The organism is Streptomyces sp. NPDC000075, from assembly GCF_040301925.1.
In the GTDB taxonomy this organism is placed as follows: domain Bacteria; phylum Actinomycetota; class Actinomycetes; order Streptomycetales; family Streptomycetaceae; genus Streptomyces; species Streptomyces polychromogenes.
On sequence record NZ_JBEPFL010000018.1, the window covers coordinates 107,320 to 121,435 of the forward strand.

Here is a 14,116-nt window from a genome sequence, read left to right on the forward strand (position 1 = left end):
GGGCCGCACGGGCCGCACGGGCCGGACTGGCCGCACAGGCCGGACTGGCCACACACGCCGGACTGGCCGCACACGCCGGACTGGCCACCCGGGCCACCCGGGCCTGGGCCGGACAGGCCGCACAGGCCACCCGGCCGACCGGGCTCTGCCCAGGCCACCCGGGCCGGACGGGCCGCGCGGGCCGACCGGGCCGCACGGGCCACCTGGGCCGACCGGGCCACCCGGGCCACCCGGGCAGCCTGCGGCCGGACGGGCTGCACAGGCCGCTCGGACCGCACGGCCCGCCGCCAGGTCACCCGCCCCCGAACACCGGCGCCAGCACCAGCTCCGCCGCCCCCTCCGCCACCCCGGCCGGCGCCAGCCCGACCACCGGCGGGTCGGCCGTCAGGGCCCGGGCCGCCAGCACCTCCCGCACCCCCCGCACGAACACCTCCGGCGCCCCCGCCACCACCCGGCCCCCCAGCAGCACCCGGTCGACGTCCAGGAGCGCGACCAGGTTCGCCGCCCCCTCCCCCAGCACCCGCGCCGCCCGCGCCAGGTCTCCCCGGGCCACCGCCTCCAGGCAGAGCACCTCCAGGCACCCCCGGCCCCCGCAGCGGCAGCGCGGCCCGTCCAGCAGCAGCACCTGATGCCCGAACTCCCCCGCGCCCGACCGCGGACCCCGGTACACCGCACCGTCCAGCCACAGCCCCGCCCCGAGCCCGGTACCGACGTGCAGGTACACGGCAGAACCCGCCCCCGGCCCGTCCAACCCCGGCCCGCCACCACGCGGGCCGCCCGACTCACCAGCCGGGCCGCCCGGGCCACCAGAGCCACCCGGACCGCCCAGCACACCCGACCCACCAGGGCCACCCGGACCGCCCGGCCCGCCCGACCCACCGGGGCCACCGGCCACACCCGACCCACCCCGACCGCCCGGACCACCCGACCCACCAGGGCCCCCCGGGGCACCCGGCCCACCCGGGCCACCCCGACCGCCCAGCACACCCGACCCACCAGGGCCACCCAAGCTACCCAGGCCACCCAGGCCACCCGCCCAGGACCCACCCGCACCACTCAACCCGCCCGCCGCCGCACCGGCGTTGGTGTCCTTGTCCACCACCACCGCCACCCCCAGCCGCCCCGCCAGCACCTCGCGCAGCGGGAACCCCTCCCACTGCGGGAAACCCGTCACCCGCCCCAGCACCCCGCCGCGCCAGTCCAGCGGCCCCGGCGCGGCCACGCCCACCCCGAGCAGCCGCCGCGACCCCTCCGCCCCGTCCGAAACGCGCGCCACCGCCCGTACGACCGCGTCCACGACCACGTCCGGCCCCGCCCCGAAGTCCAGCGGACCCGACCACTCCGCGACCACGCCGCCCACCAGGTCGACCCGTACGGCCCTCAGCTCGTCGCGGTCCAGGTGCACCCCCACCGCGTGCCGCGCGCCCGGCACCAGCCGCAGCCGGGTGCGCGGCTTGCCGCCGGTCGACGCGTCGCGGCCGGCCTCCGCCACCAGGCCCTCCGCCGCGAGCCGGGCGGTGATCTTGCTGACGGCCTGCGGGGTGAGCCCCGTACGGGCGGCGAGCCCGGCACGCCCCAGCCCCACCGGCCCCGCCGCGCGCAGCAGGTCCAGCAGCAGGGCCTCGTTGTGCCCGCGCACCACCGGCAGGTTCACCCCGCCGCCGCCTCGGCCACCGTCCGCGTTTTGCCTGTTCACCCAGCCATTGTCCACCCTCCTTGCACTTACGCAACGCTGTTGCCAAAGTGGACCCATGAACGCCTCCCCCACCCCCACCTCCCCCACCTCCGCCTCCGCTCCCCTGCGCGTAGCGCTCGTCGGCTACGGACTCGCCGGCTCCGTCTTCCACGCCCCGCTCGTCTCCGCTACCGAGGGCCTCGCCCTCGACACCGTCGTCACCTCCGACCCCGGCCGGCAGGCACAGGCCCGCGAGGCGTACCCCGGCGTCCGCGTCATCGCCTCCGCCGACGACCTGTGGGAGCGCACGGGCGCCGACGACGAGTCCCCCGTCGACCTCGTCGTCATCGCCTCCCCCAACAAGACCCACGTCCCGCTCGCCACCGCCGCCCTCACCGCCGGCATCCCCGTCGTCGTGGACAAGCCCCTGGCCGCCACCGCCGCCGAGGCCCGCGACCTCGCCGCGCTCGCCGAGCGGACCGGCACCTTCCTCTCCGTCTTCCAGAACCGCCGCTGGGACAACGACTTCCTCACCGTCCGCCGTCTCCTCGCCGACGGCGAACTCGGCGAGATCCAGCGTTTCGAGTCCCGCTACGAGCGCTGGCGCCCCCAGCTCAAGGGCGGCTGGCGCGAGTCCGGCGCACCGGAGGAGATCGGCGGCCTGCTGTACGACCTCGGCAGCCACGTCGTCGACCAGGCGCTGGTGCTGTTCGGCCCGGCGGTACGGGTCTACGCGGAGACCGACGTACGCCGCCCGGGTGCCGAGGCCGACGACGACACGTTCATCGCGATCACGCACGCGAACGGCATCCGCTCGCACCTCTACGTCAGCGCCACCGCCGCCCAGCTCGGACCGCGCTTCCGCGTCCTCGGCTCGCGGGCCGGCTACGTCAAGTACGGCCTGGACCCCCAGGAGGCCGCCCTGCGCGAGGGCCTGCGGCCGGGCGGTGCGGACGGTCCGGCGTGGGGCGAGGAGCCGGAGCACCTGTGGGGGCGGCTCGGCTCCGGCGAGTCCCCGCTGACCGGCGGCGGGGACCCCGTCCCGACGGTCCCGGGCGACTACCCGGCGTACTACGCGGCGGTCGCGGAGGCACTGCGCACGGGCGGACCGGCCCCGGTCACGGCGGACGAGGCGGCGCACTGCCTGGCGGTACTGGAGGCGGCGCGCGCTTCGTCCCGTGAGGGGTCGGTCGTCGCCGTCTGATCCGTCCTGCACCGGGGACCCCCGGGCGGCGATCGAGATGCTCCCGGCCGACGCCGCGCGAACGAGAAGGGGCGGGCCGCCCCGGGCAGCCCGCCCCTCCCCCTCGCCGTACGGCGCTGCGGCACTACGTCACTTACGCGCCCTTGAACTCCTGACGCTGACGGCCGAGCCCCTCGATCTCCAGCTCCACGACGTCACCGGCCCGCAGGTACGGCTTGGGCTCCGGCTGGCCCATGGCCACGCCCGCCGGGGTACCCGTGACGATCACGTCGCCCGGGTACAGCGTCATGAACTGGCTCAGGTACCGCACGACCTCGCCCACCGGGAAGATCTGGTCCGCGGTGTTGCCGTCCTGCTTCAGCTCACCGTTGACCCACAGCTTGACGTCCAGGACCTGCGGGTCCGGGATCTCGTCGGCGGTGACCAGCCAGGGGCCGAGCGGGGTGAACGTCTCGCAGTTCTTGCCCTTGTCCCAGGTGCCGCCGCGCTCGATCTGGAACTCGCGCTCCGAGACGTCGTTGACCAGCGTGTAGCCGCCGACGTGCGCGAGGCCCTCCTCGGCGGAGGCCAGGTAGCGGGCGGTGCTGCCGATGACGACGCCGAGCTCGGCCTCCCAGTCGGTCTTCACGCTGCCGCGCGGGATGAGCACGGTGTCGTCCGGGCCGACCACGGTGTCCGCGGCCTTCAGGAACAGGATCGGCTCGGCCGGCGGCTCGGCGCCGACCTCGGCCGCATGCCCGAAGTAGTTCAGGCCGATGCCCACGACCTTGCCGATCCGGCCGACCGCGGAGCCGATGCGCAGGCCCTCCGCGTCGAGCACCGGAAGCTCGCCGCCCGCGGCGGCGTCCCGTACGCGGGACAGCACGGAGTCGTCGGCCAGCAGGGCCCCGTCCACATCCGTGATCAGGCCGGACAGGTCCCGCAGGGTCCCGTCCTGGTCGAGCAGCGCGGGGCGCTCCGACCCGACGGGTCCGACACGCAGCAGCTTCATGGGCATTCTCCCGTGGTCGTGGGTGGTCGACCCGCGGGCATGCCCGAGGGCCGGCCGATGGGTTGCGGCCATCGGAGGATTGGCTGATCCTCCAAGATGCCCGACCAATCCGCAAGACCCTGTTCACAGACTGGAACGCCCCCCTCCACCCCCGCCCGCAGGCCGCCCCCACCACAGCCCGCCGACACCCCGGACCGCCACCCACCCCGCAGACCACCCCCGCCCCGAGCGCAGCCCCACCACAGACCCGCCCCCCGCCCCCGACCACCAGCCGGGCAGGCCACTCAGGCCCCCCCAGACCGCCCCCGGCCAGCGCGCCGCACACCGGCCGGGCAGCTGCTCAGCCCGCCCCCGACGCCGACCCCGTCCGTCGGCAGGGCAGCCGGGCAGCCCACCGCCCAGCCCACCGCCCGGGCCGCCCCGGCCGCCGCGCCGAACACCGGACCTAGCCCACGGCTCAGCCCACCGCTCAGCCCACCGCTCAAGCCGCCGCTCAGGCCGCCGCCCCCGCCGTCGCGCCGACCGCCGTCCGGGGCGACCGGCGCTGGAGCCAGGCCCGCTCGGCGACCGACCAGGCCGTGGTGGTCAGCAGGTACAGCCCCGCCGCCAGCGGCACGACGGCGGCGGTGATCAGCGTTCCGAACGACAGCAGGGGCAGTACGCCGCCCAGCCGGCGCATCGCCGCCAGCTGCTCCGCGCTCGGCGCGGCCGGAGCCCCGCCCGCCCCCTTCACCCGGGGCATGACCGGCGCCACGGCAGGCGCGGCCGCGGCGGCCCGCCGCCCCCGCACCGCACTCCACGCCGCCACCACCGCGATAGCGGCGAACAGCCCGAGGAACACGAGCCCCTGCGCCCCGAACAGACCACCCTGCTCCAGCGCTTCGGCCCACCGGCCCCCGAGGGGCGCCGCGAACAGCCGGTGGTCCAGGAGTTCGTCCCCCGAGGAGAACGACCGGTACATCAGGAAGAACACCGGCAGCTGCAACAGCACCGGCAGGCACCCCGCGACGGGCGTCGACGCACGGAACGCGGCACGCCCCAGCGGGAACAGCGCGAGCCGTACGAGCAGGGTGAACAGCACGATCGCGGCAGCGGTCGCGGACTCGGCCAGTACCGGCTCCAGGAGCCGGCCCAGCTCGGCAACGAGATGAGTGAAAACGGACACGCGGGCCCTCCGAGGGGTCTCGTCAAACGTCGAAAGAAGTGCATTTCGGCGTGACGACCCGCGCGGGGCGGCAACAGCGTTCAGTCGGTGCGGAAGCAGAAGGCAATGGCGGAAGACACTGCGCGCCCCTACGCGGCCGTCAGGACCAGACGGCCGGGCGCCCTGGGCCGCGACCGGCCCGAAGCGTCGGGATCGCGCTGCGGCAGGAACGCCGTGCGCTGCTCGCGATCACGGATCGCGGTACGTATTCGGTGCGGCGGCACGGGCCGCACGAGGCACGCCGCCAGCAGCGCGGCGCCCACGGCGACCGCCGCGGCCAGCACGACCACCCCGGCCGCCAGCCCGGTCTCCCCGGACAGCAGCCCGAGGACCCCGCCGAGCAGCAGGAGCCCGACGAGCATCCGGGCCGCGCGGGAGCCCTCGTGGAACAGGAAGGAGGACACACTGAACCGCCGAACCTCACGACGACCCACGCGAACCACCCCCCGCCTCACCAGAACTGACGATCGAAACCGATACGTACCCACACCCTAACGGGTCGCACTGACAACGTTCCTGAGGGTCCCCCAGACCACCAGCCGGTACGTAGAGGTGTACTCGGGCGTGCACGTCGTCAGCGTGATGTAGGACCCGGCGCTCTCGTACCCGTACCCGGGCCTGACCGAGCTCCGCGGCACCGGCGCGATCACCCCCACGTCCCCCGGGCTCGTCTCCGCCAGCACCTTCCCCACCACGTACGTGTACCGCCTCCCCCGCAGGTCGACGGACACCTCGTCCCCCTCCCGCAGCCGGTTCAGGTAGCGGAACGGCTCCCCGTGCGTGTTCCGGTGCCCGGCCAGCGCGAAGTTCCCCTCCGCCCCCGGCTGGGCCGTCCCCGGGTAGTGCCCCACGTACCCCTTGTCCAGCACGGCCCGCCGGCCGACCCCCTCCGCGACGGGCACGGAGAGCCCGAGCCGGGGAATCCGCAACACGCCGTACGCCTCGTCCCGCGCGGGCGCGGAACCGGAACCGGAACCCGCCGGCGCAGGCCCGGCCCCCTTCCCCCCACCACCCCCCACACCGGGCGACGACACCCCCGCACTCCCCTCCCCAGAACCACCGGAGCCCCCCTCGACCACCCCCGCCCCCTCATCCACACCACCCCCCGAACCCCCCACCCTTCCTCCCCCGCCTCCCCCTCCCTCCCAAGCCCTCTCCAAAGCCCTGACCTGCTCCTGCGCACCGGCCACGGCCTGCCGATTGGTCCACCACACCTGGTGCACCACCAGCAACGCCACCACCACCCCCACCGTGGTCAGCGCCTCAGCCGCCACCCACAGCAGCCCCGCGAGCCCGGCCCGGCCCGTCCGCCGTCCGCCCCCTTGCACCACGACACGCACCTGATCCCGCACGGCGGGCACCCTAAGACTTCCCCCCTCAACTGACCAGCGGCAGTACGGTGTGAACCATGCGCCCCGACACGCCTGCAGAGCACATCGCCGAAGCCGAGCGCCTCATCCGCACGGCGACCCGCTACCCCGAGGACCAGGAGCCCCTGCTCCTCCAGGCCGCGGCCCACCTCGAACTGGGCGACGCCAGGGACCGCGCGAGCGCCCTCTACGACCGCCTCCTCTCGGCCTCGCCCTCCAACCCCCACCTGATCAAGGCCCGCCAGGCCGCGAACCTGTGGGAGTACGGCCACGAGGCCGAGGCCCGCGCACTGATCTCCGGCATCCGCGCCGCGGCCCCCACGGACCCGGCCCCCTGGGAGGTGATCGCGGAGGCCCTCGAATCCCACGACGAGCTGGAGGCCTCCCACGAGTGCTTCACGGAGGCGGCGACCCTCCTCACCTCGGAGGACACCCCCCTCACCCAGGCCACGACCGCGCTCCTGACGGGTCGCCACCGCGTCCGCCGGCTCCTCGCCCTCCCGCACGACGACTGGGACATGGTCGCGGACACCCGCCACATCGGCCCGATCCCGCTGGACGAGCTCCACGACCCCAAGCGCATCTGGGCCCTGGGCTCCAACGACCCGGCGGAACTCCGCGCGGAGATCGCCCGCCTGCGCGCCGAACTCGGCGACCGCCGCGCCGCCCTCTCCCGCCCCTTCCCGGTCGCCATCCTCCACTGGCCCGCCCGCGAACTGGCCGAACTCCTGACGGGCTACCCCACCCTCGCGGCGGAGTACCCGTCCCACGAGGCCCACCTGAAGAAGGTCGAAGCCTCCCTCCGCGCCCTGGCCGCCTCGGGCACCACGAACCTCGGCATCGTCACCGGCAGCGTCCCCTCGTACGAGGCCTTCGCCGCCTCGGAGAAGTCCTCCCCGGCCTCCCCGTCCCTCCTGGCGGAATACGCCACCACCCTGGCCGCCCGAGGCAAAGCCACCCCCTGGCCCCCCACCCCCACGTCCCCCTGCTGGTGCACCTCAGGCAAGCCGTACGCGGAGTGCCACGGGGCAGCGAACTGATCCAAACCAGTCAATAACTGGCCGAGAAAGATCCTCCTCAACCATCAGTGCGCCACATTTCAGCGGCAACCGTCAGTGGCCCTTGCTACAACCAAGTGGCGAAGATCCATTGATGAGTGGAGGTTCCTTGTCTTCAGGTGTCCGCCCGACCGTGCCCACACCAGCGACCGGGGTGCATGAAACGCTGATCACGACTGCGCTGGAGGAGCAGCTCAAGGAGCTCATCTCCACCGGAGCAGTCGTGATACACGAACCAGTGGATAGCGATGTGGCGCAGCACGTCCTGACACGGCACGTGGCACACGCAGTTGGGCAGATCCTGAAGAAAGTGCCGCCTGGCGACTGGGTGCGCGTGACGAACGAAATCCTCCAGTCACTGCCTACGCGCGAGGGTGCCCGGCAATGGACGGAGCCCATCGTCGACGGGCCGCGTCAACTACTCGCAGTAGCGGAGCCGGTCACGGGTGCGGCATCGGCGGATGCAGGACCTTATGCCGTGCGACCGTCCACACCGTTCTCCGACACGGCACTCATCACCAACTCACCGGAGGATCCCAGTCTCGGAGCCGAGCTGCGGGCGGAGCTCGCCACAGCAGACCGGATCGACCTGCTGTGCGCCTTCGTGAAGTGGACGGGATTGCGCATCCTCGAGGAACCCCTCAAGCAGGCTGCCGCCCGCGGCGTCCCGATCCGCGTGATCACGACCACGTACATCGGGGCCACCGAGCGCCGCGCCCTGGACCGGCTGGTACGTGAGTTCAACGCGGAAGTGAAGATCAATTACGAGCTCCGCTCGACGCGCCTCCACGCCAAGGCATGGCTCTTCCGGCGCCGCTCGGGCTTCGACACCGCCTACGTCGGCAGCTCGAACCTCTCTCAAGCCGCGCTACTCGACGGATTGGAGTGGAACGTCCGCCTCTCTGGCGTCGCCACACCCGATGTGCTGCGCAAATTCGAGGCGACCTTCGACGCCTATTGGAGCGAGCGAGCGTTCGAGTCGTACGACCCCGACCGCGATGCAGCTCGGCTGGACGAGGCCCTGAAGATTGCCGGCGGTTCTGGCGGGGTCAACGCGGCACGAGCCATCAGCCTCTCGGGTCGCAGGATGCACCCCTTCCCCCATCAACGCGACATGCTGGAACGCCTTGAGGTGGAGCGCACGGTACACGACCGCCACCGCAATCTTCTCGTCGCCGCTACCGGTACCGGGAAGACCGTGATGGCCGCGCTCGACTTCAAACAACTGCAACTCATGTTGGGCCGTAAGCTGCGGCTCCTGTTCGTCGCCCATCGGAGGGAGATCCTCGACCAGTCCCTCCGCACGTACCGGAACGTCCTTGGCGACGCCGAATTCGGAGAACTGCTCTACAGTGGCGAGATCCCACAGGACTGGAACCACGTGTTCGCGAGCGTGCAGTCACTGAGCAAGCGGGCGCTGGACCGTCTTCCCGTCAATCATTTTGATGTCATCGTCATCGATGAGTTCCATCATGGGACCTCACCCACCTATCGCAGAATCGTCGACCATTTCAGGCCGCTCGAACTGCTCGGCCTGACAGCAACACCGGAGCGAATGGATGGGCTGACCATCCAGGACGAGTTCTTCCACGGGCGGATCGCAGCCGAGATGAGGCTGTGGGAGGCACTCGAAAACGACCTCCTCTGCCCCTTCCACTATTTCGGCATCAGCGACGACACCGACATGAGCGCCGTGGCATGGAAGCGTGGGGACTACGACCCCTCCTCCCTCAGCAGCGTTTTCACCGGCAACAATGATCGGGCTCAGCTCGTCATCACCGCCCTCCGACAAAAGCATGCCTCCCCCAATTCCATGCGCGCCCTTGGGTTCTGCGTCTCCGTCGCCCACGCGGAGTTCATGGCCAACTTCTTCACTCAGGCCGGCTTTAAGGCCATCGCCCTGTCGGGCGAAACCCCCGGCCCCCTCCGCAAGACCGCGCTCGACGAGCTTCGTGCGGGGGAGTTGAACGTCATATTCTCCGTGGACCTCTTCAATGAAGGGCTCGACGTGCCCGACGTCGACACCTTGCTACTCCTCCGCCCCACCTCTAGCGCCACCGTCTTCCTCCAGCAACTCGGTCGAGGGTTGCGACGCAGCGAGAACAAGCCGGTCCTGACCGTCTTGGACTTCATCGGGCAGCACCGCAAGGAATTTCGCTTCGAGGAGCAGTTCCGCGCACTGACTAATTTGACACGAAACCGACTGATCAACAGCATCGAACGCAACTTTCCTCACCTTCCTTCCGGATGCCAAATCCTCCTCGAGCGTAAAGCAAAGGAGAATATCCTGGCGAACATCCGAAGCCAAATCAACATCAATGTGACGCAACTCGCCAAGGAAGTTGCAGGCCACCGCGAAACGCGGATCTCCAATTACCTCAAGGAGAGCGGAAGGGAAATTAAGGAGATCTATCGAAACGATAGATCTTGGACGGAGTTGCTGCGGCGCGCAAAACTACTGACCGACGCATCTCCACAGAACGAAGAGGCCCTCTTGAAGCGGGTCTCCGCATTTCTTCACGTTGACGATCAAACCCGAGTTCAGGCGTACACCGCGCTCCTCGAAGACGGCGCACCTAGGTATGAGGACCTTGACGAACGAGGGCGAGCGCACGCACGCATGCTCTTCTTCTCCCTGTGGCCCCACGGCGGCGGCTTCTCCAGCTACCAGGAGGCTTTCGACTCGCTTCAGCCTCAAAAGCACTTCCGCGACGAGGTCCGTCAAGTACTGGCCCACGGCCTAGAGCAGGCCGACCATATGCCGCTGCCCCTGACGGGTGACCATGCCTCACTGCCCCTGTCCGTCCATGCGTCATACAGTCGCGAAGAAATCCTGCCAGCGCTGGGGCAGTCCGTGATCGGCGGTTTCATGCCCAACAACTTCCGAGAAGGTGCGCGGTGGTGCAAGGGTGTCCAAACCGACGCACTGTTCATCACTCTCGAAAAGGACGAGAAGGAGTTTTCCCCACAGACCCGCTACAGGGACTACGCCATGAATGACGTCCTCTTCCACTGGGAGTCACAGAACCAGACCTCGGAGAAGTCCCCCACCGGCATTCGGTACCAGAGACACGTTGAGAACGGGTCGCACGTGCTGCTCTTCGTTCGCCGCTTCAAGTCCACGGACATCGGGGGACCGCAAGCATGGATGTTGCTCGGGCCCGCCGACTACGTCCGCCACACGGGAAGCAAGCCGATGGCGATCGAATGGAAGCTCCATCACGAGATGCCAGCCGACGTTCGCTCATACTCCGCCATCACCAATTAGCCCAGGCCGCCAAGACCTCACCCCGCCCCCTGGAATAGCGGCAGTTGTTGGTGGCCGCGGGCTGTGAGGGTGGGTGGGGTTTGGCGGGGGGTGGTGAGGGTGAGGAGGGTGCGGAGGGCTGCCAGGACTTGCCCGGGGGTGTCGCGGATCATCGACGGGGTGGCGCTGACCACCAGGACGCCGTGGGACTCCAGGCGCAGGCGGCGGCGGAGGGTGGCGTGCCAGGCGTCGCGGGTGTAGTGGTACTCCGCCGAGTCGATCTCCAGGGCCACGCCCTCGTCGGGCCAGTAGGCGTCCGGGGTGGCCAGGAAGGTGCCGTCCGGGGTGTAGAGGCGGGCGTTCCACAGGGGGGTGGGGAGGTCCGTGCCGGTCAGGACGTCGCGGGCCTGGGCCTCGGCGACCGAGCGGACCCCGGCCAGGAGTTCCCCGGCGGCGGATCGGACTGCCGGGCGGGACAGGAGGCGGGCGCTGCGGAGTTCGGTGTGGAGGTCGCGCGGGTGGCACCAGCCGGACTGGACGACCTGGGCCAGGACCGAGCGGACGCGCTCCGGGCTCGGGCAGCGGGCGGCGAAGTCGGCGGCGGCGCGGACCGGGCGGGCGCTGGGCACGCCCGCGACGGTGAGGGTGCCCGGCCAGCGGGTGGTGGTCACGGGGCGGACCTGCGGGACGGGGGTGAGCCGGCGCGGGCTGCGGATCAGGACGTCGGCCGGGGTGGGTGGGGCGTCGCGGATGCCGAGGAGGGCGAGGGCCGCTCCGCCGGTCAGGGCGGCGGTGTCGCCGGCGAGGGGGTCCGCGGTGGGTTCGGCGGCGTACAGGACTGCGGCCAGGGCGCGTTGGCGGTGGTCGGGCGGGCCCGTCTGGAGGAGGTAGACGCGGGGCAGGAGGCGTTGCCAGGGGCCACCGGGGCGGGTGCGTGAGGTGACGGTGGCGTGGGGGACGCCGGCGGTGGTGGTGAGCTGGTGGCGGGTGGCGAGGTTCAGCTGACGGCGGGCGACGGGGAAGGGGGCGGGCGCGGTGACGGGGGCCTTGTGGGTGTTCATGGGCCCGGTATGCCCTGGGTGGGGGTGTCCAGTCGTCTCGATCGGGTGGCTGTGGATGAGGAGGGGGGTGGGGTGAGTGGGGGGAATGGGGTGAGTGGTCAGGGGCGGCCCGGGTGGGCCGGGGAGAGGAAGACGGCGACGTTCGTCTCCGTGCCGGGGAGGGCGGGGACCTCGTGCCAGCCGAGGCGGTGGTAGGTGGCGACGGTGTCCTCGGCCAGGCGTGAGGTGAGGAGCCAGGCGCGGTGCTGCGGGGCGTCGGCGGTGATCTCGTTGAGGAGGGCGCGTCCGGTGCCGGTACCGCGCGCGTAGGCCCGTACGGCCAGTTCGTCTATCTCCAGCGCCCCGATCAGCAGATCGCGCACCCGGTCCGGGCCGAGCTGGGCGGCGACCTGGGGGTAGCCGCGGCCGTCGGGGAAGGGGGCCTGGGTCAGCCAGGCGGTGGCGAAACCGTCGACGCCGACTGGGGATTGGGTGAAGGCGGCACGGAAGCCCGGGCGCCGGACGTCCGTCTGGAGGCGGTCCGCGAAGTGGCGAATGGTTTCTGCGTCTTCGTTCCAGGGCGGGGCGGAGAAGACGTCGGCGTAGGCGTCCAGGAGTTCGTCGGCGAGGTCGAGGACGGCGCGGCCGTAGGAGATCACGTGCGGCTCCCGGGTGGGGGTGGGTGGTGGGTGGGGCTGGGTGGGTGGCGCGTGGGTGTTTGGGGTGGAAGACCGAAAGTAGGCGATCGGGGTTCCAGGGCGACGGATGGGAGGAACCTGGCGTGTGCCGACAAATCGGCCGCCGTGATTGCGTGTCGCGGGGCGTCGCGGGGCGTTGAGCAGCCCGTGGACAGACTGCTGCGGGTCGCCGGGCGGTGCGCGCTCGCCTTCCTCCTCGTCCTCGGGGTCGTGGCGCTGTTGCCGCACGCCCTGCGGGAGGCGGTGCCCGACACCGTGGTGGGCGGGGCCGTGCTCGCGCTCGGGGCGGTGGGTGTCCGCCGGGGTTCTAGGCGTCCGCGTTAGCCTCGTGAACGGTTCATCGCATGACATGACTTATCTGGCGCGTACGCGGGTTGGTGTGGTGCGTACGTCTGACACGACGAGGGAGATCGACATGGCGCGGGTACCGAGTTCCGCGGTGGCGGCAGCCGGGCTGGTCGGCGGCTACGCCGTCGCCCGCTGGACGAAGAAGCGGCCCCTGGGCGGGGTCGTGCTCGGCGCCGCCGGGATCGTGGCCGGGCGGGAATGGTACCGCCGCGGCGGGGTGCCGGCGGCCGCCGGCCTGGGCGCCCTGTACCTCGCGGGCTTCGCGGGGGCGCATCCGCTGGCGAAGAAGGTCGGCGCGTGGCCGGCGGTCGTCGGCGCGGCGGGCGTCGTGGCCGCCACGGCGTGGGCGGTCGCGGACCGGGGCTGAGGGGCGCCGGGGGGGTGGGCGCGGGCCGGCTCTCACCCCGTCGACGGGTCGGGGCGGGGCGGTGGCTGCCACCCGCCTCCCCGGGTGCGGGTGGGTGGGGCGGGGCGGTGGCTGCGCACCCGTCTCCCCCGGTGCGGGTGGTGGGGCGAGGTGGTGGCTGCGCACCCGACTCCCCCGGCGCGGGTGGGCGAGGGAGCGGGTCCTGCCGGGCCGCGACCGGACGGCAAGCCGGTGGCTGCGCACCCGCCTCCCCCATCCCCGCCTCCCCCGTGCGGGTGGGTGAGGGAGCGGGTCCTGCCCGGCCGCGACCGGACGGCGAGCTGGTGGCCACCCACGCACCTCCCCCGGTGCGGGTAGGTGGGCCAGGGCTGCGGCTGCCCACCCGACACCCCCGGTACGGACGGGTGGGCCGAGGCGGTGGCTGCGCACCCGGCTCCCCCGGTGCGGATGGATGCGTCGAGGCGGTGGCTGCCCACCCGACACCCCCGGTACGGGCGGATGGGCCGGGGCGGTGGCTGCGCACCCGTCTCCCCTGGTGCGGGTGGGTGGGCCGGGCGGTGCCCGCCCACGCGCCTCCCCCGGCGCGGGTGGGTGGGCCCGGGGCGGTGGCTGCGCCTCCGTCTCCCCTGGTGCGGGTGGGTGGGCCCGGGCGGTGGCTGCGCACCCGCCCCTCCGGCGCGGGTGGGTGAGGGGGCCGGGCCCTGCCGGGCCTCGACCGGACGGCGGGCCGGTGGCTGCCCACCCGACTCCCCCGGTGCGGGTGGCTGAGGGGGCGGGTCCTGCCGGGCCGGGGCCGGGGGGCGGGCCGGTGGCTGCCCACCCGCCTCCCCCATCCCGGCCTCGCCCGGTGCGGGTGGGTGAGGGAGCGGGTCCTGCCGGGCCGGGGCCGGGGGGCGGGGGTCCGGGGGGCGGGA

The 14,116-nt window shown here is 72.4% G+C and carries 11 protein-coding genes; 4 read left to right on the plus strand and 7 right to left on the minus strand.

From position 1 onward, the window contains the following. Positions 1–292 precede the first annotated feature (292 nt). A complete protein-coding gene (locus ABT403_RS21680; protein WP_344156643.1) occupies positions 293–1,696 on the minus strand; it encodes an ROK family transcriptional regulator in 1,404 nt (467 codons plus the stop codon). 55 nt (positions 1,697–1,751) lie between these two features. On the opposite strand from ABT403_RS21680, the gene ABT403_RS21685 reads away from it, so the two are divergent. Next, on the plus strand, positions 1,752–2,879 hold the full coding sequence (locus ABT403_RS21685; protein ID WP_344156646.1) for a Gfo/Idh/MocA family oxidoreductase: 1,128 nt from the start codon (positions 1,752–1,754) through the stop codon (positions 2,877–2,879). Between the two features lie 133 nt (positions 2,880–3,012). Here the strand turns inward: ABT403_RS21685 and ABT403_RS21690 are convergent, their stop codons facing one another. The 4 genes from ABT403_RS21690 to ABT403_RS21705 all read right to left on the minus strand — a co-directional run bounded on the left by ABT403_RS21690 (position 3,013) and on the right by ABT403_RS21705 (position 6,435). Then, positions 3,013–3,870, minus strand: coding sequence for a fumarylacetoacetate hydrolase family protein (locus ABT403_RS21690; protein ID WP_344156649.1), 858 nt, complete (start codon positions 3,868–3,870; stop codon positions 3,013–3,015). 493 nt (positions 3,871–4,363) lie between these two features. Beyond that, complete coding sequence (locus tag ABT403_RS21695; protein WP_344156652.1) at positions 4,364–5,035, minus strand: YidC/Oxa1 family membrane protein insertase; 672 nt, start codon at positions 5,033–5,035, stop codon at positions 4,364–4,366. Between the two features lie 128 nt (positions 5,036–5,163). Next, positions 5,164–5,436 (minus strand): DUF6412 domain-containing protein, encoded by a 273-nt coding sequence (locus tag ABT403_RS21700; protein WP_425580163.1) that lies wholly within the window; start codon positions 5,434–5,436, stop codon positions 5,164–5,166. 129 nt (positions 5,437–5,565) lie between these two features. Further along, positions 5,566–6,435 carry a class E sortase gene (locus tag ABT403_RS21705; protein ID WP_344156658.1) on the minus strand — a complete coding sequence of 290 codons (870 nt, stop codon included), beginning with the start codon at positions 6,433–6,435 and terminating at the stop codon, positions 5,566–5,568. A 47-nt stretch (positions 6,436–6,482) separates the two neighbouring features. Here ABT403_RS21705 and ABT403_RS21710 point away from each other — a divergent pair, with 47 nt between their 5' ends. Together ABT403_RS21710 and ABT403_RS21715 are read left to right on the plus strand one after the other, a co-directional pair. Beyond that, positions 6,483–7,484, plus strand: a complete 1,002-nt coding sequence (locus tag ABT403_RS21710) for an SEC-C metal-binding domain-containing protein (RefSeq protein WP_344156661.1) — start codon at positions 6,483–6,485, stop codon at positions 7,482–7,484. Positions 7,485–7,596: 112 nt separating this feature from the next. Then, complete coding sequence (locus ABT403_RS21715; protein ID WP_425580156.1) at positions 7,597–10,770, plus strand: DEAD/DEAH box helicase; 3,174 nt, start codon at positions 7,597–7,599, stop codon at positions 10,768–10,770. Between the two features lie 17 nt (positions 10,771–10,787). On the opposite strand, the gene ABT403_RS21720 is transcribed toward ABT403_RS21715, so the two are convergent. Beyond that, a complete protein-coding gene (locus ABT403_RS21720) occupies positions 10,788–11,810 on the minus strand; it encodes a hypothetical protein (protein WP_344156667.1) in 1,023 nt (340 codons plus the stop codon). Positions 11,811–11,908: 98 nt separating this feature from the next. Further along, positions 11,909–12,448 carry a GNAT family N-acetyltransferase gene (locus ABT403_RS21725; protein ID WP_344156670.1) on the minus strand — a complete coding sequence of 180 codons (540 nt, stop codon included), beginning with the start codon at positions 12,446–12,448 and terminating at the stop codon, positions 11,909–11,911. Positions 12,449–12,902: 454 nt separating this feature from the next. Here ABT403_RS21725 and ABT403_RS21730 point away from each other — a divergent pair, with 454 nt between their 5' ends. Then, positions 12,903–13,202: a hypothetical protein gene (locus tag ABT403_RS21730; RefSeq protein WP_344156673.1), complete on the plus strand. Its 300-nt coding sequence runs from the start codon at positions 12,903–12,905 to the stop codon at positions 13,200–13,202. Positions 13,203–14,116 lie beyond the last annotated feature (914 nt).

Bases quoted from the DNA above. Each gene is read 5' to 3' on its own strand.
- ABT403_RS21685 (WP_344156646.1), top strand. From the start codon at position 1,752: ATGAACGCCTCCCCCACCCCCACCTCCCCCACCTCCGCCTCCGCTCCC.
- ABT403_RS21690 (WP_344156649.1), bottom strand. From the start codon at position 3,870: ATGAAGCTGCTGCGTGTCGGACCCGTCGGGTCGGAGCGCCCCGCGCTG.
- ABT403_RS21700 (WP_425580163.1), bottom strand. From the start codon at position 5,436: ATGCTCGTCGGGCTCCTGCTGCTCGGCGGGGTCCTCGGGCTGCTGTCC.
- ABT403_RS21710 (WP_344156661.1), top strand. From the start codon at position 6,483: ATGCGCCCCGACACGCCTGCAGAGCACATCGCCGAAGCCGAGCGCCTC.
- ABT403_RS21715 (WP_425580156.1), top strand. From the start codon at position 7,597: ATGAGTGGAGGTTCCTTGTCTTCAGGTGTCCGCCCGACCGTGCCCACA.
- ABT403_RS21720 (WP_344156667.1), bottom strand. From the start codon at position 11,810: ATGAACACCCACAAGGCCCCCGTCACCGCGCCCGCCCCCTTCCCCGTC.
- ABT403_RS21730 (WP_344156673.1), top strand. From the start codon at position 12,903: ATGGCGCGGGTACCGAGTTCCGCGGTGGCGGCAGCCGGGCTGGTCGGC.